Origin of the sequence: Streptomyces sp. TLI_171, assembly GCF_003610255.1 — a bacterium.
Lineage (GTDB): Bacteria > Actinomycetota > Actinomycetes > Streptomycetales > Streptomycetaceae > Kitasatospora.
The window spans coordinates 2,354,673-2,376,092 of record NZ_RAPS01000001.1 but is presented as its reverse complement, the minus strand read 5'-3'; the positions used below and the strand labels follow the sequence as shown (position 1 = coordinate 2,376,092).

Annotated in this window: 19 protein-coding genes, 1 other RNA gene and 1 pseudogene; 9 read left to right on the top strand and 12 right to left on the bottom strand. The window is 74.3% G+C overall.

Annotation, left to right across the window (positions count from 1 at the left end):
* The first annotated feature begins 347 nt into the window (after nucleotides 1–347).
* From BX266_RS10775 to BX266_RS10765, 3 genes are read left to right on the top strand one after another with little or no spacing between them, the layout of a single operon-like run.
* On the top strand, nucleotides 348–1,184 hold the full coding sequence (locus tag BX266_RS10775; protein WP_099898839.1) for a Nif3-like dinuclear metal center hexameric protein: 837 nt from the start codon (nucleotides 348–350) through the stop codon (nucleotides 1,182–1,184).
* Nucleotides 1,185–1,218: 34 nt separating this feature from the next.
* Nucleotides 1,219–1,962 carry a zinc ribbon domain-containing protein gene (locus tag BX266_RS10770; RefSeq protein WP_099898837.1) on the top strand — a complete coding sequence of 248 codons (744 nt, stop codon included), beginning with the start codon at nucleotides 1,219–1,221 and terminating at the stop codon, nucleotides 1,960–1,962.
* Nucleotides 1,963–1,966: 4 nt separating this feature from the next.
* Nucleotides 1,967–3,118 carry a bifunctional RNase H/acid phosphatase gene (locus tag BX266_RS10765; RefSeq protein WP_099898835.1) on the top strand — a complete coding sequence of 384 codons (1,152 nt, stop codon included), beginning with the start codon at nucleotides 1,967–1,969 and terminating at the stop codon, nucleotides 3,116–3,118.
* Between the two features lie 71 nt (nucleotides 3,119–3,189).
* On the opposite strand, the gene yaaA is transcribed toward BX266_RS10765, so the two are convergent.
* Both yaaA and BX266_RS10755 read right to left on the bottom strand, forming a co-directional pair.
* Nucleotides 3,190–3,987: a peroxide stress protein YaaA gene (yaaA, locus tag BX266_RS10760; RefSeq protein WP_099898833.1), complete on the bottom strand. Its 798-nt coding sequence runs from the start codon at nucleotides 3,985–3,987 to the stop codon at nucleotides 3,190–3,192.
* A gap of 479 nt (nucleotides 3,988–4,466) precedes the next feature.
* Complete coding sequence (locus BX266_RS10755; protein WP_218969245.1) at nucleotides 4,467–4,898, bottom strand: DUF3995 domain-containing protein; 432 nt, start codon at nucleotides 4,896–4,898, stop codon at nucleotides 4,467–4,469.
* 263 nt (nucleotides 4,899–5,161) lie between these two features.
* Between BX266_RS10755 and BX266_RS10750 the strand changes: the two genes are divergently transcribed.
* The 3 genes from BX266_RS10750 (at nucleotide 5,162) to rnpB (ending at nucleotide 8,530) form a co-directional block, all read left to right on the top strand.
* Entirely contained in the window at nucleotides 5,162–6,610 is a 1,449-nt protein-coding gene (locus tag BX266_RS10750; protein ID WP_099898831.1) for an RNB domain-containing ribonuclease, read from the top strand.
* 42 nt (nucleotides 6,611–6,652) lie between these two features.
* On the top strand, nucleotides 6,653–8,116 hold the full coding sequence (locus BX266_RS10745; RefSeq protein ID WP_259464641.1) for an MFS transporter: 1,464 nt from the start codon (nucleotides 6,653–6,655) through the stop codon (nucleotides 8,114–8,116).
* Nucleotides 8,117–8,129: 13 nt separating this feature from the next.
* An RNA gene (rnpB, locus tag BX266_RS10740) (RNase P RNA component class A) lies at nucleotides 8,130–8,530 on the top strand.
* Nucleotides 8,531–8,621: 91 nt separating this feature from the next.
* Here the strand turns inward: rnpB and BX266_RS10735 are convergent.
* The 5 genes from BX266_RS10735 to BX266_RS10715 form a co-directional block, all read right to left on the bottom strand.
* Nucleotides 8,622–10,010: an ABC transporter substrate-binding protein gene (locus BX266_RS10735; protein WP_099898829.1), complete on the bottom strand. Its 1,389-nt coding sequence runs from the start codon at nucleotides 10,008–10,010 to the stop codon at nucleotides 8,622–8,624.
* A 79-nt stretch (nucleotides 10,011–10,089) separates the two neighbouring features.
* Nucleotides 10,090–10,986 (bottom strand): carbohydrate ABC transporter permease, encoded by an 897-nt coding sequence (locus BX266_RS10730; RefSeq protein ID WP_099898827.1) that lies wholly within the window; start codon nucleotides 10,984–10,986, stop codon nucleotides 10,090–10,092.
* Nucleotides 10,983–11,894 carry a carbohydrate ABC transporter permease gene (locus tag BX266_RS10725; RefSeq protein WP_099898825.1) on the bottom strand — a complete coding sequence of 304 codons (912 nt, stop codon included), beginning with the start codon at nucleotides 11,892–11,894 and terminating at the stop codon, nucleotides 10,983–10,985. The genes BX266_RS10730 and BX266_RS10725 overlap by 4 nt, the downstream gene beginning before the upstream one ends.
* A gap of 237 nt (nucleotides 11,895–12,131) precedes the next feature.
* Nucleotides 12,132–12,761, bottom strand: a complete 630-nt coding sequence (locus BX266_RS10720; RefSeq protein WP_099898823.1) for a response regulator transcription factor — start codon at nucleotides 12,759–12,761, stop codon at nucleotides 12,132–12,134.
* A gap of 55 nt (nucleotides 12,762–12,816) precedes the next feature.
* Complete coding sequence (locus BX266_RS10715) at nucleotides 12,817–14,064, bottom strand: sensor histidine kinase (RefSeq protein ID WP_099898821.1); 1,248 nt, start codon at nucleotides 14,062–14,064, stop codon at nucleotides 12,817–12,819.
* A gap of 313 nt (nucleotides 14,065–14,377) precedes the next feature.
* Here BX266_RS10715 and BX266_RS10710 point away from each other — a divergent pair, with 313 nt between their 5' ends.
* Nucleotides 14,378–14,932, top strand: coding sequence for a heme-binding protein (locus BX266_RS10710; RefSeq protein WP_099898819.1), 555 nt, complete (start codon nucleotides 14,378–14,380; stop codon nucleotides 14,930–14,932).
* A 94-nt stretch (nucleotides 14,933–15,026) separates the two neighbouring features.
* Here BX266_RS10710 and BX266_RS10705 read toward each other — a convergent pair whose 3' ends face one another.
* A complete protein-coding gene (locus tag BX266_RS10705) occupies nucleotides 15,027–15,470 on the bottom strand; it encodes a hypothetical protein (protein ID WP_310794777.1) in 444 nt (147 codons plus the stop codon).
* A 201-nt stretch (nucleotides 15,471–15,671) separates the two neighbouring features.
* Between BX266_RS10705 and BX266_RS10700 the strand changes: the two genes are divergently transcribed.
* Nucleotides 15,672–17,435, top strand: coding sequence for a SpoIIE family protein phosphatase (locus BX266_RS10700; RefSeq protein ID WP_099898817.1), 1,764 nt, complete (start codon nucleotides 15,672–15,674; stop codon nucleotides 17,433–17,435).
* A 23-nt stretch (nucleotides 17,436–17,458) separates the two neighbouring features.
* On the opposite strand, the gene BX266_RS10695 is transcribed toward BX266_RS10700, so the two are convergent.
* From BX266_RS10695 to BX266_RS10685, 3 genes are all read right to left on the bottom strand, one after another.
* Entirely contained in the window at nucleotides 17,459–18,493 is a 1,035-nt protein-coding gene (locus BX266_RS10695; RefSeq protein ID WP_099898815.1) for a serine hydrolase, read from the bottom strand.
* Nucleotides 18,494–18,627: 134 nt separating this feature from the next.
* Nucleotides 18,628–19,026 carry an ACT domain-containing protein gene (locus BX266_RS10690; protein WP_099898813.1) on the bottom strand — a complete coding sequence of 133 codons (399 nt, stop codon included), beginning with the start codon at nucleotides 19,024–19,026 and terminating at the stop codon, nucleotides 18,628–18,630.
* A gap of 73 nt (nucleotides 19,027–19,099) precedes the next feature.
* On the bottom strand, nucleotides 19,100–20,203 hold the full coding sequence (locus BX266_RS10685) for a winged helix DNA-binding domain-containing protein (RefSeq protein WP_099898811.1): 1,104 nt from the start codon (nucleotides 20,201–20,203) through the stop codon (nucleotides 19,100–19,102).
* Nucleotides 20,204–20,429: 226 nt separating this feature from the next.
* Here BX266_RS10685 and BX266_RS10680 point away from each other — a divergent pair.
* A pseudogene (locus tag BX266_RS10680) lies at nucleotides 20,430–21,106 on the top strand (PadR family transcriptional regulator).
* Nucleotides 21,107–21,134: 28 nt separating this feature from the next.
* Here the strand turns inward: BX266_RS10680 and BX266_RS10675 are convergent.
* Complete coding sequence (locus BX266_RS10675; RefSeq protein WP_099898807.1) at nucleotides 21,135–21,356, bottom strand: hypothetical protein; 222 nt, start codon at nucleotides 21,354–21,356, stop codon at nucleotides 21,135–21,137.
* Nucleotides 21,357–21,420: the final 64 nt, after the last annotated feature.

The following is a 21,420-nucleotide window of genomic DNA, read 5'->3' as shown; positions in this document are numbered from 1 at the left end:
GTCGCCCTATTCGACCCCCCAGGCCGAGGCAACTCTCGTTCAGGTCGAGGCAACTCTCGTTCGCAGGACTGAAGTTACTTTCGTGATGAGGGTGACTCAACACCGGCCGGGTCACTTCACTCTTAAGGGTGATCCGGTTTGGTTTTCGAATGTGTTCGCCCCGGCGGGTGTGAGCAGGGCGTACCGCACGGTGACCGGCCGGGTTCGTCCCGTCGGGCCCCGAAAGCGCCGTCCGCACCCCAACTCACCGCTCCGCGGCGGGTTGACGTGCAGGTGTACGAGGCCGGGCGGGGTGCGCCGAGGCGGGCCCGGCCGGGCCGGGCCGTGGCACGCGGTAGTCTCGACAGGTGCCGAAACTGTCCGACGTCATCGCCGTGCTCGAAGAGATCTACCCGCCGCAGTGGGCGGAGTCCTGGGACGCGGTCGGCCTGGTCTGCGGCGACCCGGACGCCGAGGTGCGCCGGGTGCTGTTCGCCGTCGACCCGGTGCAGGCCGTGGTCGACGAGGCCGTCGAATGGGGCGCGGACCTGGTGGTCACCCATCACCCGCTCTACCTGCGCGGCACCACCAGCGTCGCCGCCACCGGCTTCAAGGGCCGGGTGGTGCACACCCTGATCAAGCGCGACATCGCGCTGCACGTCGCGCACACCAACGCCGACCACGCCGACCCGGGCGTCTCCGACGCCCTCGCCGAGGCGGTCGGTCTGAAGGTCACCGGCCCGCTGGTGGCCGACCCGACCGACCCGGCCGGCCGGCGCGGCAGCGGGCGGATCGGCGAACTCCCGCAGCCGATGGCACTGAGCGAGTTCGCCGCCCGGGTCGCCGCCGGACTGCCCGCCACCGCCGCCGGCGTCCGCGCCGCCGGCGACCCGGAGCAGCAGGTCCGCCGCGTCGCGGTCTGCGGCGGCTCCGGCGACTCCTTCCTCGCCGACGCCCGCAAGGCCGGCGTGGACGCCTACCTCACCGCAGACCTGCGCCACCACCCGGTCTCCGAGGCCACCGAGGCGGCCCCGCTCGCGCTGCTCGACGCCGCGCACTGGGCCACCGAGTGGCCCTGGCTCACCGTCGCCGCCCGCGAGCTCAACGGCCACGCGGCGGACCGTGACTGGCCACTGGAGACCCGCGTCTCCACCCGGGTCACCGACCCGTGGACGGCGCACGCGCCGATGCCGTACGCCCCCTGACACCCCGTCGAACGACCTACAGGAGCCTCTCCGCGTGAACGCCGCGCCCGCCGACCAGATCCGCCTGCTCGACCTGCAGGCCTTCGACTCCCGCCTCGACCAGCTGGCCCACCGGCGCCGCACCCTGCCCGAGCACGCCGAGATCGACAAGGCCACCGCCGACCACACCGCCCTCAAGGACCTGGTGGTCGCCGCGCAGGCCCAGCTCGGCGACACCACCCGCGAGCAGGCCAAGGCCGAGGCGGACGTCGAGCAGGTCCGCGCCCGGGCCGCCCGCAACCAGCAGCGGATGGACTCCGGCGCCGTCACCTCCCCGAAGGACCTGGAGAACCTCCAGCACGAGAACGCCTCGCTGGCCAAGCGCCAGGGCGACCTGGAGGACGTCGTGCTGGAGGTGATGGAGCGCCTGGAGTCCGCGCAGACCCGGGTCACCGAGCTCACCGCCCGCCTGGAGCACTCCTCCGTGGTGGTCGCCGAGGCCGAGGCCCGCCGCGACGCCCAGTTCGCCGAGCTCGACGCCGAGGCCGAGAAGGTCCGCCGCGACCGCGAGGTCATCGCCGGGATCATCCCCGCCGACCTGATGAAGGTCTACCAGCGCCTGCGCGAGCAGCAGGGCGGCGTCGGCGCGGCCCGCCTCTACCAGCGCCGCTGCGAGGGCTGCCGCACCGAGTTCTCCATCACCGAGTTCAACGCCATCAAGGCCGAGCCCGCCGACAAGGTGCTGCGCTGCGAGAACTGCGGCCGGATCCTGGTCCGCACCGGCGAGTCGGGCGTCTGACCCGGTGGCCGCCCAGTTCATCGTCCAGGCCGACGGCGGCTCCCGGGGCAACCCGGGGCCGGCCGGCTACGGCGCGGTGGTGCTCGACGCCCGCACCGGCGAGATCCTCGCCGAGGCCGCCGAGTACATCGGCCGCGCCACCAACAACGTGGCCGAGTACAAGGGCCTGATCGCCGGACTCCGGGCGGCGCAGAACCTCGACCCGGACGCCCGGATCCTGGTCGAGATGGACTCCAAGCTCGTCGTCGAGCAGATGTCCGGGCGCTGGAAGATCAAGCACCCCGACATGCAGCCGCTGGCCGCCGAGGCCCGCGGCATCGCCCCGCGCGGCAAGGTCGAGTACAAGTGGATCCCGCGGGAGAAGAACAAGGAGGCCGACCGCCTCGCCAACGAGGCGATGGACGCCGGCAAGCAGGGCCGCCAGTGGGAGCCCAAGGCCCGCCCGGCCGCGCCGGTCGCCGCGCCCGCCCAGGACGAGCCGCTGCCCGCCGCCCCCGCACCCAGGGCCGGCTGGGCCGGCCCCGCCGACCTCGGCACCCCCACCACGCTGGTGCTGCTGCGGCACGGCGAGACCCCGCTCACCCCGCTCAAGCGGTTCTCCGGCAGCACCGGCAGCGACCCCGGCCTGTCCGAGAAGGGCGTGTGGCAGGCCGAGCGCGCCGCCGACTCGCTGGCCGCGCGCGGCACCGTCCAGGCCGTGGTCAGCTCGCCGATGCTGCGCACCCGGCAGACCGCCGAGGCCGTCGCCCGCCGCCTCGGCCTGGAGGTGCGGATCGAGGAGGGCCTGCGCGAACTCGACTTCGGCGCCTGGGAGGGACTCACCTACGCCGAGGTGATGGAGCGTCACCCCGAGGACCTGAACGCCTGGCTGGGCTCGGCCAAGGCCAAGCCCACCGGCAGCAGCGAGTCGCTCACCGGCCTGGCCCTGCGGGTCGGGCAGGCCCGCGACAAGATCCTCGCCCGCTACCCCGGCAAGACCGTCCTGGTGGTCTCGCACGTCAGCCCGATCAAGACCCTGGTCCGGCTGGCCCTCGGCGCCCCGCCGGACGCCGTGCACCGCATGGAGCTGTCCGCCGCCTCGGTGTGCGCCGTCCAGTACTACAGCGACGGCAACGCCTCGCTGCGGCTGCTCAACGACACCTCGCACCTGCGCTGAGCACCCGCCGCTGACGGTCCGTCGGGCGGTCCGCCGGGCCGGTCGACCGCCCGGCCGCCCCCGACGGACCGTCAGTGCACCTCCGCCACCACGACGTCCAGCTGCCACGGCTTGCGCTCGGTGCCGCGCGCCGACACCTCCACCCGGTGGCCCAGCTGCCCCAGCGCGTCCACCAGCTCGCCGGGCGAGGCCGGCTCCAGGCCCTCCGCCAGCAGGTCCCGCACCAGCCGGCCCTTGGTCGCCTTGTTGAAGTGGCTCACCACGGAGCGCTTCAGCACCCCGCCGACCTCGCGCTCGTGCAGCACCCGCACCGTCACCGTCCGGGCCGCGACCTCCCCGGCCGGCTTCCACGCCGCCGCGTAGGCCGAACTGCGCAGGTCCAGCACCAGCCCGTCCGCGACCTCAGGCAGCACCCCGTCCAGCTCCCGCCGCCAGTACGGGCCGAGCGCGCCCAGCGGCGGCAGCTTCACGCCCACCGAGCAGCGGTACGGCGGGATCCGGTCACCGATCCGGACCGCGCCCCACAGGCCGGAGAACACCAGCAGCGAGCGCTCGGCCCGGGCGTACGCCCGGTCGTCGAGCTTGGCCAGCCCCAGGTTGTCGAACAGCACCCCGGTGTACACCTCGCCCGCCGGGCGCGCCCCCGCGGTCAGCAGCCCCGCGTTCTTGGCCACCTCCCCGCGCAGGCCCTGGCTCAGCCCCAGCACCTCCGCCGCCCGGTCCTCGTCCCCGGCGCACAGCTCCACCAGCGCCGCCAGCACCTTCCCGCGCGCGCCCGCCAGCCCGGGCAGCGACAGTCCCGCCAACTCCACCGGCACCCCCGCCTCCGGCGCGGCCTTCCCCTCCGACGGCGGCAGCAGAACCAGCACGGCGACACCCCTTCAACAACCTGTAGCACCCGAACGCGTCAACCCTAACGACCCGGCGCCCCCGCCCCCGAATCCCACCCGCACCGGACGCCGGCCCGAGTCACCGCCCCCGGCCAGGACCGCCACCCGCCCCGAGCACCGCCCCCGGGCAGGCGGCGGGCCCGGTCGACGATCTCCCCGGCCCCCGCCCCCCCGCAGGGGACGGTCCCGTCCGGCCGGGGCCCGCGTGCTCGCGCGGTGCCGGGCAGGGCCCGCTGCCGACCCGCACCGGACGCCGGCCCGAGTCACCGCCCCCGGCCAGGACCGCCACCCGCCCCGAGCACCGCCCCCGGGCAGGCGGCGGGCCCGGTCGACGATCTCCCCGGCCCCCTCCCCCCCCCGCAGGGGACGGTCCCGTCCGGCCGGGGCCCGCGTGCTCGCGCGGTGCCGGGCAGGGCCCGCTGCCCGACCGCCGGCCGGTCGTTGCCGGTGGGGCGGAGCTACTGGCCGCCCGCGGCCACCACCGCTGCGCCCGCGCCGAGCGCCACGCACAGCGGGGAGTACAGCCGGCGGTCCATCCGTACGAAGCGGGCCGAGCGGCCCACCCGGCCGCTGCCGAACAGCACCGGGCCGCCCACCCCGCGGGCCAGTAGTACCCCGGCCACCCCGGCCGCGCCCGCAGCCCGGAGCCGGCGCGGGCCGGCCGCCGGCAGCACGCCGCCGCGGGCGCCCACCAGGTACGCGGCGGAGCCGAGCAGTCCGGCGACGCCCAGGCACAGGCCGGCCGACGGCACTCGTTCCGGCCGGACACCGACCACCAGTTCGGCGAACTCGGTCCGGTCCCGGCACGGCCACGGCGAGTGCGACCACACCGCGTGCAGCCCGCCGATCGCGGTCAAGGCGCCCGCCACCGCCACCGCGGTGGCCCGCATGCCGGGCCGCGCCGAGCCTGCCGCCCCGGCCGGGACGCCGTGCTCGGCCTCGCCGGAACCGCACGACCCGCACCCGTCGCCACCCCCGCCGCCGAGCCCGTGACCAGCCGCTTCACCGGCCCCGACCCCGCCCGCGCCCCGTCGACCCCTGCCCGCGCCATCCGTCACTGCCGGCCCCTCCCGTGGTCAATCCCCGTGCGCCACAACCGTCTTCACGGCCGTTCCGACGCGCCGACCACGCTACTGCGTCTTACGCTGCGACCATGCCGCGCCGACACCTCAGCGTCCGGGCCGCCCAGACCGCCAGGATCAACACCGAACTCGCCGACCTCCGGGCCCGCCTGGAGATCCGTACCGACTGGCCGCCGGAGGTCCTCGCGGAGGCCGACCGGGCGGCCTCGCTGCCCCGGCTGCCCGAGTTCGACGCCACCGACCTCGACCTGTTCACCCTCGACCCGCCGGACTCCCGCGACCTCGACCAGGCCATGCACCTGGCCCGCCGCGGCACCGGCTACCGCGTCCACTACGCCATCGCCGACGTCTCCGCGTACGTCACCCCGGGCGGCGCGATCGACACCGAGGCCTCGCACCGCGTCCAGACCCTGTACTTCCCGGACGGCAACGTGCCGTTGCACCCCGCCCGGCTCTCCGAGGGCGCGGCCAGCCTGCTGCCCGGCGAACTGCGGCCCGCCGTGCTCTGGCAGCTCGACCTGGACGCGGACGGCGCGCTGGTCCTCGCCGACCTGCGCCGGGCCCGGGTCCGCTCCCGCCGCCGGCTCGACTACGCGACCGTCCAGGGCCGGATCGACGCCGGCTCCGCCGACGAGCAGCTGATGCTGCTCGCCGAGGCCGGCGCCCTGCGCGAGGCGCAGGAGCAGGCCCGCGGCGGCGTCAGCCTGCCGATCCCCGAGCAGGAGGTGGAGGCCGCCGACGGCGGCTACCGGCTCGGCTACCGGGCGCCCCGCCCCGCGGACGGCTGGAACGCGCAGATCTCGCTGCTCACCGGCATGGCCGCCGCCGAGCTGATGCTGGACGCCGGACTGGGGCTGCTCCGCACCCTGCCGGCCGCCCCGGAGTCCGCGTACGCCCGGCTGCGCCGGGTGGCCGCCGCGCTCGGCGTCGACTGGCCCGAGGGGATGCCGTACCCGGAGCTGATCCGCTCGCTCGACCCGGCCCGCACCGCCCACGCCGCCTTCCTCAACGAGTGCACCGGACTGCTGCGCGGCGCCGGCTACCGCGCCTTCGACACCGCCCGCGGCACCGCCCCGCCCGCCGACCCGGGCCACGCCGCGCTCGCCGCCCCGTACTCGCACTGCACCGCCCCGCTGCGGCGGCTCGGCGACCGGTACGCGCTGGAGATCTGCCTGGCGGTGGCGGGCGGCGCGGACGTGCCCGCCTGGGTGCGGGACACCCTGCCGCTGGTGCCCGCCCTGATGGAGAGCGGCGACCGCCGGGCCCACGAGGTGGAGCGCGCCTGCGTGGACCTGGTGGAGACCGAGCTGCTGCGCGGCCGGGAGGGCGAGGACTTCGAGGCGGTGGTGGTGGACGTGGACGAGCGCCGGCCGACCGTCGGCACCGTCCAGCTCCGCGACCCCGCGGTGGTCGCCAAGTGCGACGCCCCCGAGCCGATGCCGCTCGGTCACCGCGTCACCGTCCGCCTCACCCTCGCCGACCCGGTCACCCGCACCGTCCGCTTCGCCCTCGCCCAGTGATCCGCGGCCGGTGCCCCAGCCGTCCGGTGCGATGATCGGACGGTGAGCCGAACGATCACCGCACCCGACCGCCGCCACCGGCTGCTGATCCTGGCGATCTGCTGCCTGAGCCTGTTCATCGTGGGCCTCGACAACACCGTGGTGAACATCGCGCTGCCCGCGATCCAGCACGACCTGGACGCGCCCGCGTCCGGCCTGCAGTGGGTGATCGACGCCTACACCCTGGTGCTGGCCTCGCTGCTGATGCTGTCCGGCTCGGTCGCCGACCGGATCGGCCGCAAACGGGTGTTCATGGCCGGGCTGCTGCTGTTCGTGCTCGGCTCGCTGCTGTGCAGCCTGGCCCCGGGCCTGGGCTGGCTGATCGCCTTCCGCGCGGTGCAGGCGGTCGGCGGCTCGATGATGAACCCGGTGGCGATGTCGATCATCACCAACACCTTCACCGATCCGAAGGAGCGGGCCCGGGCGATCGGCGTCTGGGGCGGCGTGGTCGGCATCAGCATGGCGCTCGGGCCGCTGATCGGCGGATTCCTGGTGGACACCGCGGGCTGGCCGTCGATCTTCCTGATCAACGTGCCGGTCGGGCTGGCCGCCTGGCTGCTGACGTTCCGTTACGTCCCGGAGTCGCGCGCGCCGCGGGCCCGCCGGCTGGACCCGGTCGGCCAGCTGCTGATGCTGCTGCTCCTGGGCTGCGGCACCGCCGCGATCATCGAGGGCCCGGGCCACGGCTGGACCTCGCCGGGCATCCTGGTGCTGGCCGGACTGGCGCTCGGCGCGCTGCTCGCGTTCCCGTTCTGGGAGCGGCGGGTGGCGGAGCCGCTGATCGACCCGCGGTTCTTCCGCAGCGCGCCGTTCGCCGGCGCGACCGTGACCGCGGTGTGCGCGTTCGCCGCGCTCGGCGGCTTCCTGTTCCTGAACACCCTGTACCTGCAGAACGTCCGCCACTACAGCCCGGTGGTGGCCGGCCTGTGGACGCTCCCGATGGCCGGGCTGACCCTGGTCGCCGCCCCGCTCTCCGGCCGGATCGTGGCCGCCCGCGGCCCGCGCCTGCCGCTGCTGGTGGCGGGCGCGGGCATCACCGCCAGCGGGCTGCTGCTGACCCGGTTGACCGCGGACTCCTCGGCGCTCCTGCTGCTGCCCGCGTACGCCCTGTTCGGGCTGGGGTTCGGGCTGGTGAACGCCCCGATCACCAACTCGGCGGTCTCCGGGATGCCGCTGGCCCAGGCGGGCGTGGCCGCCGCGGTGGCCTCCACCAGCCGGCAGGTCGGCCAGTCGCTGGGCGTCGCGGTGATCGGCACCGTGGTCACCAGCGCCGTCGCCTCGGCCGGCGGGTTCACCCCCGCCACCCACGCGGGCTGGTGGATCGTCACCGGTCTGGGCCTGACCGTCCTGCTGCTCGGCCTGGTCACCACCACCTCCTGGGCGGCCGGTACCGCCGCCCGGGTCGCGGCGCGTTTCGACCAGCTGCCGGGCGGCGTGCGGGAGGCGTCCGTCGAGCGGCTACGATGACCAGTACGGCGGACGAGCCGGCCGGGCGGTCGCGTCGGGTCCCCCAGGGGCCCGCCGAGGAACGTCCGGGCTCCACAGAGCAGGGTGGTGGGTAACGCCCACCCGGGGTGACCCGCGGGACAGTGCCACAGAAAGCAGACCGCCCACCGCTTCGGCGGCGGGTAAGGGTGAAACGGTGGTGTAAGAGACCACCAGCGACCGAGGTGACTCGGCCGGCTCGGTAAACCCCACTCGGAGCAAGGTCAAGATCGGCGCCCCCGGGCGCCGTGCGCGGGTGTTCGAGGGCTGCTCGCCCGAGCTCGCGGGTAGACCGCACGAGGCTGTCGGCAACGGCAGCCCTAGATGGATGGCCGCCTCCCCGGGCCGCGCAAGCACCCCGGGAGACAGAACCCGGCGTACAGGCCGACTCGTCCGCCGCCTCTCGCTTCCACCGGCGCGCCGGTGGCCGGTTCACCGGTGAGGGCCCGACCGCAGCACGCGGTCGGGCCCTCGCTGCTGCTGCGGGTCAGCCGGCGACCGAGCTGTTGTAGCTCTCGATGGCGGGCTGGAGCTCCTTGGCCGCGGCGGAGAGGGCCTGCTGGGCGCCCGTCCCGGCGATGGTCTGCTCGATGGCGGTCTCCACGCCCTTGCGGGCCTGCGGCATCACGCCGAGCAGGCAGCCCGCGGTGGCCGGGGTCGGCTTGGTGGCCTTCAGCTGGTCGATGGCGGTCTGGAACTGCGGGTACTTGGCCACCCACTGCTTGTCGGCGGCGACGTCCAGGGCCTTGGTGTTGACCGGGAAGTAGCCGGTGCCGGTGTGCCAGACGGCCTGCTGCTCGGGGTCGGCGAGGAACTTCTCGAGCTCCCAGGAGGCGCGCTTCTGGGCGTCGGAGTGGCCGGGGCCGGAGATCCACAGCGAGGCGCCGCCGATCACCGGGCCGCCCTGGTCGGCGGCGGTGGTCTTCGGGAAGGGCGCGGTCCCGACGGTGAACTCGGCGGCCTCGGTGTAGCCGCGCAGCACGCCGGTCGACTCCAGGTGCATGGCGACCGTGCCGGCCTTGAACGCGGCCTGCGCGTCGGCGGTCTGCCGGCCGGTGTTGGCCGCGTAGCCGCCCTTGACCAGGTCGGCCCACCACTGGACGATCTCGGCGCCCTTGGCGGTGTCGAAGGTGACCTTCGCGGCCTTGGCGGTGCGGCCGTTGTCGCCGTCGCAGTACAGCGCGCCGGACTCGGCCAGCAGCTGTTCGACGAACCAGCCGTAGACGGCCGCGCCGAAGCCGTAGCGGACGGTCTGCCCGTTGGCGTCCTTCTTGGTCAGCTGCTTCGCCAGGTCGCCCAGTTCGGCCAGCGTGGTGGGCGGCTTGGCGGGGTCGAGGCCGGCCTCCTTGAAGGCGTCGGTGTTCAGGTAGAGCAGCGGCATCGAGGAGTTGAACGGCATCGAGGCCAGCTTGCCGCCGACCGAGTAGTAGTTGCGGATGTTGGGCTGCAGGTCGTCCAGCGAGTAGCCGTCCTTGTCGGCGAAGGCCTGGGCGGGGACGGTCTGCTTGGAGTCGATCATGAAGCGGGTGCCGATGTCGTAGACCTGCACCACCGCCGGGGTGGCCTTCTGCTGCACGGAGGCCTTGTACTTGGCGATCAGGTCGTCGTAGGTGCCCTGGAACAGCGGCTTCACCTCGATCCTGCCCTGGTGCGCGGAGTTGAACTTGTTCACCAGGGTGGTCAGCGTCTCGGCGTTCTTGCCGGTCATCGAGTGCCAGAACTCGATGCTGGTCACCCCGGACGCCTGGTCGAGCGCGGAGGCGGGCGGAGCGGCGGAGTCACCGGAGGCGCCGTCGCCGGAACTGCCGGAGGTGCAGGCCGTCAGGGCCAGGCCGGACACCAGCAGGGCGGCGAGCGCGCGGGCACTCTTCTTCACGGGGCTTCTCTCTTCTGCGAGGGCGAGGTACCGGGAGAGTCGAGCAGGAGCAGGTGAGTGGGCGTCAGGCGGGCGCGCGTCAGCGCACCGCTCCGGCGGTCAGGCCGCGGACGATGAAGCGCTGGCCGAACAGCACCAGCAGCAGGGTGGGCAGCAGCGAGAGCACCACGCCGGCCAGGATCAGACCGGGGTCGGCCATCTCGGAGTCCCGCAGCGAGGACAGGCCGATCTGCAGGGTCTGCATCTCGGCGGTGCGGGTGATGATCAGCGGCCAGAAGTACTGGTTCCAGGCGGACAGGAACACGTAGATGGCGAGCGCGGCCAGCACCGGCTTGTTCAGCGGGACCAGGATCCGCCACAGGAAGCGCCAGTGCCCGGCCCCGTCGATCCGCGCGGCGTCCCGGAGTTCGCCCGGGAACTGCCGGAAGGACTGCCGCAGCAGGAACGTCCCGAAGCCGGAGGCGAGGAAGGGGAGCACCAGCCCGAAGTAGGTGTTGCCGAGGCCCCAGCCGGACAGCGTCAGGTAGTTGGGGATGATGATGGCCTCCCACGGCACCATCAGGGTGCCCAGGAACAGCCCGAACACCACCGGGCGGCCGCGCATCGGCAGGAACACGAAGGCGTACGCGGCGAGGACCGAGGTGAACAGCTGGGCGGCGGTGATGGCCCCCGCGACCAGCACCGAGTTGGCGTACTGCCGGGCCAGCGGGATGGCGTGCACGGCGCCGGAGAAGTTCCGCCCGGTGAAGGAGTGCGGCACCAGCGCGGGCGGGTAGGTGGCGATCTCGTCGGGGCGCATGAACGCGCCGGCGAAGACGTAGTAGACCGGGAAGGCGACCGTCACCACCGCGGCGAGCAGCAGCAGGTACACCGCGGCCCGGCTCAGCAGGGCGCGCAGCGGGAGCGGCGGCCGGACGCGCCGGGCCGGTCCGGACGCGGCGGGAGTGTCGGCCGGGGTCTCGGCGAGGGTGGTCATGCGTAGTGCACCTTCCGCTCCAGGACTCCGAACTGGACGGCGGTGCAGGCCAGGACCACGACCAGCAGCACCACGGCCTGGGCGCTCGCGGTGCCGAAGTCGCTGGAGCCGTAGGCGAAGGCCTTCTGGTACACGGAGTAGACCAGGGTGCGGGTGGCGCCGTCCGGGCCGCCCCTGGTGAGGATGTGGATCTGGCCGAAGCTCTGCAGGGCGTTGACCGTGGAGATGACGACCAGGAAGAACAGGCTGGGCCCGAGCATCGGGACGGTGACGGAGCGGGCCAGCCGGAGGCCGGAGGCTCCGTCGAGCCGGGCGGCCTCGGTGATCTCCTCCGGGATGGAGCCGATGCCGGCCGAGAGCACCAGCACGTTGTAGCCGAGGTTCATCCAGATCGTGGAGGCGGCGACCGACAGGAGGGCGTACCGGGAGTCGGTGAGCCAGCCGACCGGGCCCAGGTCGAGGGCGGACAGCAGGCCGTTGAGGACCCCGCTGGCGGGGTTGTAGAAGACCGAGAAGACCACCGAGGCGCTGGCCACCGAGAAGGCGAACGGCAGCGCGAACGCGGAGCGCAGCAGCCGGACCCCGCGGATCCGGTTCTCCATCAGCAGCACCAGGAACAGCGCCCCGAGCACCCCGGGGACGACGGTGAGCAGGACGAACAGGGCGGTGGTGAGCAGGGTGTCGTGGAACTCGGCGGAGGCGAGGAGGTCGGTGTAGTGCTTCGTCCCGACGTATCGCGAGGGCGCGCCGAACAGGTCGTTGGCGTGCGCGCTGAGGTAGAAGGTGCGGCCCAGCGGATAGGCGATGAACAGGGCGAACACCAGGACCGAGGGGAGCAGGAACGCCCAGGCGAGCCCGTGTTCGCCGAGGCGGCGGGGCGGCGTGGGCGGTCTCGGTGCGGTCGGCATGGTTCGCGTCCGCCTTTCGTGAGGTCGGTTCCGGCCAAACCGTGTCGCGCCCGAACGACAGGTCGGCGAGGGGCGGGTGAGCAGAGGGTGGCGCGTTTCTTACGCGTTCGCGTCATCTTCGGCGGGCCCCGTGTGGCTACCCCACTCCTGCCACTTCTGCACCTCCCGGTGCCTGTCGGTTCGTCAGCTCCGCTACTTGGCCGGATTGTTGGCCGCCGCTCACTCGCCGGGCGCGGTTCAGCGCAGCAGTCGGCGCTCCTTGGCGATCGCCACCGCGCCGGAGCGGGTGTCCACACCGAGCTTGGCGTAGATCCGGCCGAGGTGGGTCTTCACCGTCGCCTCGCTGATGAACAGCGCCCGGGCGATCTCCTTGTTGCCGAGGCCCTGGCCCAGCTGGTCGAGGATGTCCTGTTCGCGGTCGGTGAGTTGGGGGAGCGGGGAGCGCATCTGGGCCATCACCCGGGACGCGATCGGCGGGGACAGCGCCGGTCGGCCCGCGGCCGCGGAGCGGATGGCCGCGAACAGCTCCTCTGGTTTCTCGGCCTTCAGCAGGTAGCCGGTCGCGCCCGCGTTGATGGCGCGGGTGATGTCGGTGTCGGTGTCGAAGGTGGTCAGCACCAGCACGTGGCTGTTGCCCGGCCCGGCGAGGATACGGCGGGTGGCCTCCACCCCGTCGATCCCGCTGCCGAGCTGGAGGTCCATCAGCACCACGTCCGGTTGGAGCGAGGCTGCCATGGACACCGCCTCCTCGCCGGTGCTGACCTCGCCGACCACCTCGATCGCCGGATCGCTGGACAGCAGCGCCAGCAGCCCGGCCCGGACCATGGCGTGGTCGTCGCAGACGACCAGCCGGACGGTGTCGTTCATGCGTCCTCCCTTTGGTGCGTCAGCAGGTGCGCCTGCCGGTGTGTCGGCCGGTGCGTCAGTGGTGGGCGAGCGGGATGGCGGCCGAGACCACCGTGCCCTCGCCCGGTGCGGACTCGATGGTGAGCGTGCCGCCGAGCTGGCGGAGCCGGGCCCGCATGGCCGGGAGCCCGTGCCCCCGGTCGGCGCTCCCGGCGCCGCCCTCGGGCTCGTGCTTCCACCGGGGGCCGCCCGCCCGGACGCCCCGGCCCTCGGCGGGCCGGCCGCCGCGGGCGGCCCGGCCGGGGGTGAAGCCCCGGCCGTCGTCCGCGACGTCCAGCACCGCCTGGTCGCCGAGGTAGGACAGCGTGATCGAGGCGTGGGCGGCGTCGGCGTGCTCCCTGATGTTGGCCAGCGCGCCCTGCGCGATCCGCAGCAGCGCGGACTGCGCGGCGGCCGGCATCGGTATCGGCGGCCCGTCCAGGTGGAAGCGGACGGCCAGGCCGCTCTCCGCGGCCTCCCGGTCGGCGAGCGCCTCCAACGCGGCCTCCAGGGTGCCCTGCTCGGCGAGGTCGGCCGGGGCGAGGTCGTGGACGAAGCGCCGGGCCTCGGCCAGGTTGCGGGCTGCGATCGCCGCCGCCGTCCGGACGTGGCCGCGGGCGGCCGCCGGATCCTGCTCCCAGGTGCGGTCCGCGGCCTGCAGCAGCATCTGCTGGCTGGACAGGCCCTGGGCCAGCGTGTCGTGGATCTCGACGGACAGCCGCTCCCGCTCGGAGAGCGCGCCCTGCCGGCGCTCCACCGCGGCCAGTTCGCGCCGGGTGCGGATCAGGTCGATGATCAGCTTCCGCTGCCGGGCGCCCTGCCGCTGCATGTACAGGAACACGGCGGTGGCGAGCGCCGCGACCGCCGGGGGCAACAGCGGCAGTGTCGGGTCGAAGTCCCCCGGCAGGCGCAGTTCGGAGATCACCACCAGGAGCGTCAGCGCCGTGACCAGCGGGATCGCGGCGCGCGGCGGCACCGCCCGGAGCACCGTGTACACCAGCGGGATGGCGCACCAGGCGAAGCTCGGTGCCATCAGCACCAGCACCGCCCAGCTGGTCAGCACCGCGGCCAGCCAGGCCGGCCGGCGCTCGGACAGGCCCGACAGGTGGCCGACCGCGAGCGCGACGCTCAGCCCGACCACCCACGGCGTCAGCGCGCTGGACAGATGGTGCGTCAGGTACCGGGCCAGCGAGGTGCCGAGCAGCAGCACGAAGGCCAGCCGCATCACGACCGTCAGCCAGCCCGCGTCCGGGTCGGCGGCCCGGGACAGGGGTTGACGCATCATGGCTGCCTCCTCGCTCTCGGTTCCGCGGTCGGCACCGGCGCGGCCGCCCCGACCCGAAGGCCACCGCACTGACGCGGTGTCACGTTCGATCACGACGGCTCACGCTGAGTGATGCCTGCTCCAGCGATAGTGGACCGGGAACCGGGCGCGCACATCCACCGATCGGTTGACACGGTTGTCCTCCATCATGCCGCGCGGACCGAGCCGGTCCGCCGATCCGCGGAGGGGGGTCGAGGCCGAAGCATGGGTGGCGAGGCCGGAGCGCACAGGAGTCCGGCGCCGAATCGAACCAACCGATACCGAGGAGCCGAACATGAAGAAGCTGAGCACCCGCACCCGCGTCGTCACCGGTGCCGTTGCGGTCGCCGCGGTCGGGGCCAGCGTGGTCGGCGCCGTCTCCGCCAGTGCCGAGACCCCGCAGCAGGCCCCGGCCGCCGTCACGTCCGACGTGCAGAACAAGAACACCTTCGAGTCCTCGCACCTGACGGTCGACGCGGCCAACCGGGCCGCCCGGGCCAGCCTGGACGCCGCGGCCAAGGCCGGCCAGAAGATCTCCGTCGCCGTCGTCGACCGCAACGGCAACGTGATCGTCGAGCTGCGCGGCGACGGCGCCGGCCCGCAGTCCTTCGAGTCCGCCGAGCGCAAGGCCTACACCGCGGTGTCGTGGAACGCGCCGACCTCCGAGCTGGCCAAGCGCCTGGCCCAGGCCCCGAACCTGAAGGACATCCCCGGCACGCTGTTCCTGGGCGGCGGTGCCCCGGTCCAGCTGAAGGGCGCCCCGATCGCGGCCGTCGGCGTGGCCGGCGCCCCCAGTGGCGAGCAGGACGAGCAGTTTGCCCAGGCCGGCGTCGCCGCGCTCGACAAGTGACCCCCGCACGGCCCGCGGGCCCGCTCCGGGAGGAGCGGGCCCGCGGGCTCGGCGGTGCAGCTGCCCGGTCCTCCCGAGCTCGGTCCCTCCGACCTCAATCCTCCTGATAGACGCACAGCGCCCAGATCACGAAGAGGTCCAGCGCGATCACCACCAGGGACCACACCGGGTAGTACGGCAGTGAGAGGAAGCTGCCGATCAGACTGATCGAGGCCAGGACGATACCGATGATCCGGGCCCAGGCCGCGCCCGTGATCACGAAGAAACCGACCAGTGCCACCAGCGCGCCCACCACCACGTGGATCCAGCCCCAGGAGGTGAGGTCGAACCTGAAGACGTACCGGGGCGTGCTGATGAACACGTCGTCCTCGGCGACGGCCATGATTCCGTGGAACACCTCGAGGATGCCGTTCACCAGCATGATCACACCGGCGAACATCACCATGCCGGACACCCACGGCTTGCTCCCGGGGCGGTGCGGAGTGGTGGTGCGCCCGCCGGGGGGCGGTGTCGCAGTCGGACCGACAGACGAGCTCATGGAACCTCCTTGGCCGAAGCTTGCCTTGCGTCGACCCTCGAACACTGCCCCGTGCGGGGCATGCGGGCGACTCCGTTCGGGTGAACGGCGCGGCCCCGCGCGAGCCGCCCGGGAGCGGTCCCGGCACCGGATCGCCCGAACTCCCGGCGCTGTGTTTACTGGTCACAGGGCCCGGGTGCGCGGCGAGGAGGTGCGGCAGCCATGGTCGACAACTCCTGGGGAGACCTGCCGCAGCCGTTCCGCCAGCTCATCGACGGCACCGCCGCCGGGATCGGCGTCCTCGACACCGAACTGCGCTACGTCTACGTCAACCCCGCCCTGGCCGCGATGAACGGCGTGCCCGCCGAGCAGCACCTGGGCCGCACCATCGCCCAGCTGCTCCCCGACATCGACGCCCGGGAGGACGTGCTGCGCGCCGTGCTCGCCGACGGCCGGCCCCGCGAGGTCACCTCCAGCGGCCACACCCTGGCCGCCTCGGGGGCGGAGCGCCGCTACTGGCACGGCGCCTACCACCGGCTGGAGGCCGACGGGCGGCCGATCGGCCTGGTCGGGATGGTCCTGGAGGTCACCGCCTCCCGCCGGCAGCAGCACGAACTCGAACAGGCCCGGGCCCGGCTGGCCCGGCTCGACACCGCCGCCACCCGGATCGGCACCACGCTCGACGTCGACACCACCTGCGGCGAGCTCGCCGACTTCCTGGTCGAGCACCTCGCCGACGCCGCCACCGTCGAACTGCTCCCGCACCCGGACAGCCGGCACGCCCGCCCGCACGCCGACGGCAGCCGCCGGCTGCGCCGCGCCGCCATGGCCGCCGACCCCGAACTGATCGGCCAGGTGCGCCAGTTCGGCGACCGCGGCGAGTACGTCGACTACCAGCCGGGCTCCGCCATCCCGCGCTGCCTGGCCAGCGGCCGACCGATCATCGAGAACCTGCTGAGCGACGAGGAGCTCGGCCGCTCCGCCCCCAACACCGCCCGGGTCGCGCTCTACCGCGCGATCGGGATCCACTCCGGGATGATCGTCCCGCTCACCGCCCGCGGGCAGCGGATCGGCACCGTCACGCTGATGCGGGCCGGCGCCTCGCCCGGCTTCACCGAGGACGACGCGGTGGCCGCCCAGGACCTGGCCGGCCGCGCCGCCATCACGCTGGACAACGCCCGCCGCTACAGCCGCGAGCACGACGTGGCCGTCGACCTGCAGCGGGCCATGCTCGCCGAACCCGGCCGCCCGCACCCCGACATCGACGTGGCCTTCCGCTACCGCCCGGCCGGGACCAGCGCCCTGATCGGCGGCGACTGGTACGAGACCGTCGCCCTGCCCGACGGGCGCACCGTGCTCGCCATCGGCGACGTGATGGGCCACGGCATCGAGGCCGCCGCCCACATGAGCCACTACCAGGCGATGCTGCGTGCCATGGCGCTGCTTGAGCCGACCGCCGACCGGCTGCTGGCGCGGATGGACGTACTGGCCTGCGAGGTGCACGACTACCGCCCGTCCACCTGCCTGGCGGTCTACGCCGAACCCGCCCGCGGCCGGTACTCCTTCGCCAGCGCCGGCCACCTGCCGCCCGCCGTGGTCCGGCCGGACGGCGGGGTCTCGCTGATCCCGGTCGAGCCCGGGCCGCCGCTCGGCACCGGGCTGAAGGGCTACGCCCCCTCCACCGTGGTGCTGCCGCCCGACCACACCCTGCTGCTGTTCACCGACGGCCTGGTCGAACGCCGCGACGAGGACATCGACCGCTCACTGGCCCGCCTGGCCGCCCTGCGGCTGCCTGCGGGGGCGAGCCCCGCCCGCTTGCTCGACGCGGTGCTGGCCGGCGCGCCCGCCCCGACGGAGGACGACATCGCGCTGCTCGCCGCCGCGCCGGTGCACCCGCCGCCGGGCCCGGGCCGGCTGCGCCGGGTCCGCAGCCGCGAGGTGCTCACGGTGATGTCGGGCGGCCGCTGGGCGGCATCCGCCGACTGACACCCCGTCACGCCCCGGTGCGCTCAGCGCGTCAGGGTGCGCAGTGCGAGGGCGCGCAGGCCGGCCAGCCGGGTGCGGTTCCAGCCGTGGTAGACGGCGTTGCTGCAGAGCACGACGTAGCGGCGGCTGTGCGGGGCCAGGTAGAGGCTGGTGCCGGTGAAGCCGTGGTGGTAGGCGACGGAGCCGTCCGAGGTGACGAGCCAGGCGAGGCCGCGGTCCAGGCCCGGCTCGACGGGGGTGAGCGGGCGGCAGCTCTCGGCGAACCAGTCGGGCAGCGGGCCGGGCGGGGTGAGCAGGCGCTCGGCGAAGGCGGCCAGGTCGGCGGGGGTGGAGAACACCCCGGCGTGGCCGGCCACCCCGCCGAGCAGGGCGGCGCTCGGGTCGTGCGGGATGCCCCAGGTGCGGGGCGCGCCGCGCAGCCGCTGCTCGGTCGGGGCGGTCCGCGGGTCGCGCGGCAGCGGGCCGTAGCCGGTGGCGGTCAGGCCGAGGTCGGCCCAGAGCGCGTCGGCGAGTTGCTGCAGCGGGCGGCCCAGCAGGGTGGGCAGCAGCAGGCCGAGCAGGATGAACCCGCGGTCGATGTAGCGATGGTGCGCGCCGGGCGCGGTGGTCAGCGGTTCGGCGCACAGGTGCTCGATCAGCGGGCGGCCGGTGTGCTCGTACCTGGCCAGGCCGGTCTGCGGGAGCAGGCCCGAGGTGTGGGTGAGCAGCTGGCGGGCGGTCAGCTCGCCGCCGGGGAGCGGGAGTCCGGGCAGGGCGGCGCGGAGCGGGGCGTCCAGGTCCAGTCGGCCGGTGCGGACGGCGACGCCGACCAGGGGCCAGGTGGCGAGCACCTTGGTGAGCGAGGCGAGGTCGTAGCGGGTGTGCTCGTCGGGGAGGGCCGGACCGCACTCGGGGGCCACGGTGCCGTGGGCGACGGTCCGCCGGGAGCGGCCCGCCTCCCCGATGGTGAGCACGCCGCCGGGGAACTGGTCGGCCGCCACCAGGTCGGCCAGCGCGCCGCCGAGGGCGGCGGCGGTGGCGGCGGTCCAGTCGGCGGGGTGCTGCGGATCGGATGGCACGACGTCCCTCTCGTCCGGACCGGCAGGGCCTTCGGCGGCCCCGACGGGTCGAGGGCCTCCGTTCGGATTGTCGCCCGACCCGCCGTGCGGGACCAGAGGGGCGGCGCGGCGGGTGGCGCGGAGGTGTCGGACGGTCAGGAGAACGAGAGCGAGAGCGAGTTGAGCGCGTCCACGGCCCGATCGGCGTCCTCGAAGGGGACGAACAGGTGGTCGTGGTGGAAACCGGCCACCACGTTGCAGCTGATGCCGCGGTCGGCCAGGGCGGCGGCGACGGCAGCGGTGAGGCCGACGGCGTCCAGCGCGGAGTGCACCCGGAGGGTGATCCAGGCGGCGACGAAGGAGTACGGCAGGCCGAGCGCGTCGGCCTCCTCCTGGGCGACCACGAAGGTCACGCCCTCCGGTTCGGCGACCGTGACGACCGGCCGCAGCCCGGCGGGCACCTTGCCGGGGAGGGTGCAGTACACGTAGCGGCCCGCGTTGCGGACGGGGTGCATGCCGGTCAGCAGCTTCTGAAGGTCGCGTTCGCCTGCCATGGGCGTCACGGTAGTGGGTCGCGGCGGCGGGCGGGGAGAGCGACCCGGCGGGATCCGGGATCCGGGGACAGGTTCAGGCGAAGGCGACCCTCGGGCCGTCCGGGTCCGAGCCGGGGTCGGGGGCGAGGAAGGCGAGCAGTTGCTCGGCCTCGGCGAGGACGGCCCGGCGGTCGGCGGGGGAGAGCGGACGGAAGGGCGAGAGCCGCAGGGCGGCGCCCCGCAGCGACCAGGTGCCGTGGACGAAGCCGTCGACCAGGAAGGTGGGGTGCACCACGGCCCGGCCCGGCATCACCAGGCGGCGCTCGTCGTCTCCGATCACCCGGCTGCGGTCGGCGTGCCCGAGCAGCAGGTTGTCGAACGCGGGCAGGAAGCGCACGGGGACGGGCAGGTCCGCGGGCGCGAGCGGGGCGTCCGGCAGGTCGAAGAGCTCGGTGCCCCGCTCGTCGCGCAGGACGCGCAGCTGCGGACGCAACGTGTCGAACACACCGCGCAGCCGGGTCAGGCCGGACCAGGCCTGCAGGTCCTTGACGCCGGCCGGGCCGAACGCGGCCAGGTAGCGGCGGACCAGGGTCTCCACCCGCGGCGGCGCCAGCGGCGCGCCGAGCCGGTGCTCGGCCGGCGTGACGGCCACGTTCGAGGGGTTGCCCCACCCGCCCCAGGCGCCGGCCGCCGGGTCCTGCACCATCGGCACCCGCAGTTCGACCGCTCCCGCCAGCACCCGGCCCGCGCGGCCGGGGAAGCGTTCGGCGAGCGCGCGGGCCAGCTCCCGCCGGGGCAGCGTCCGACCGGCCGTCAGCTCCCGCCCGGCGTCGACGAGTTCGTCGAGGTCCAGCCCGGCGGTCTCGGCGGCGAAGTACCGGGCCCGCGAGGTGCGGTCCAGGACGGGCTGCAGGACGGGGCGCAGTCGCAGGAAGTCCGGGCCGCTGGTGAGGTGCTGGGTGCTGCGCAGGGAGGCGGAGCGCACCACGCTGCCGTCGTGGAGCAGCGCCGTCAGGTCCTCGCGCCGGAAGCCGTCCAGCCGGGTCCACAGGCCCAGGTACGGCCAGTTGGGTTCCTGGCTCTGCAGCGCGACCAGGTGCTCGACCACCTGGAGGGCCGGGCGGGAGGTCCGGGCGGTCAGGAACTGGCGCTGCAGCAGGGTGCGGTTCAGGGCGCGGGTGGACAGCACGTCGGTCATGCGGGGCGGCCTCCTCGGCAGGGTGCGGCTGCTGCCCACGCTAGGGGGCACAGCGGCCAGGTTCCGTCCGGAATTCCGTTGACCTGCGGCGGGCGCCCCGGCGGGGGCAGGTGGCGGCCGAGTATCGGAAAGAGGTTGTCATCCGATAGTTAGCGATATATCGTCGAGTTATCGAGATGCTTCGATGAGAGTCGCATCCGACAACCATGGAAAGCAGGTGTGCGTCATGCGGTACGACAAGCGCAATGGCGGAGAGAGTCGGCGTCGCTGGGCCGAGGGCCCGGGGCGGCCGGGACGTGCGGGGGTGCCCGGCGAGGGGGCCGCCGAGTTCGAGGGGCGGCCGGCGTTCGGGCCGTTCGGTGCGCCGGGGCGGCCGATGCCGCCGTTCGGCCCGCCGTTCGGGCCGCGCGGTCGCGGGTTCGGGGGCACGGGGCGCGCGGTCACGGCGGCCGGCGCGGCGGCCGGGCCCGACGCGGCGACGTGCGGGCCTCGCTGCTGGCGCTGCTGCAAGAGCGGCCGATGCACGGTTACGAGATGATCACCGAGATCGGCGAGCGCACCGGCGGGGTCTGGCGGCCCAGCCCGGGATCGGTCTACCCGACCCTCCAGCTGCTGGAGGAGGAGGGGCTGATCAAGGCCAACGAGGAGTCCGGCAAGAAGCTGTTCGAACTGACCGAGCAGGGCCGGGTCGAGGCCGAGCAGGGCGGCGCGTCCCCGTGGGACGAGGCCGGCCGGCGGGACGACTGGGAGGCCGTGCAGGAGGTCGGCGCCGCGCTCGCGGCGGTGGACCACGCCGTGCGGCAGGTCATGATGACCGGCACCGAGGAGCAGCGCGCCAAGGGCCTCGCGGTGCTGGCCGAGACGAAGAAGAAGATGTACCTGATCCTGGCCGAGGAGGCCTGAACCCGGCGCCCCGTCGACTGACGGGGTGTCAGCCGGTGGCGGCGTCGTCGTACTCGTAGCGCCACCGGAACCGGCCCTTGGGGTGGTACTCCTTGGCGCGCCGGTAGACCAGGGTGGTCGCGGGCGTGTCCCCGTGCGCGGGGACGGGCACCCGGTAGACCTTGGGCACGTTGTGCAGCGGGCCCAGCAGGATCGGCAGGACCCGGCCGTCCAGGGGGCCCCCGATGAACTCGGTGTCGGCGCTCTTCACCCGACCAGGGTAGGCGCGGCGCGAGATGCCCGGAGCGTACGGGTGTGTCCGTTCCGCAGCGGCG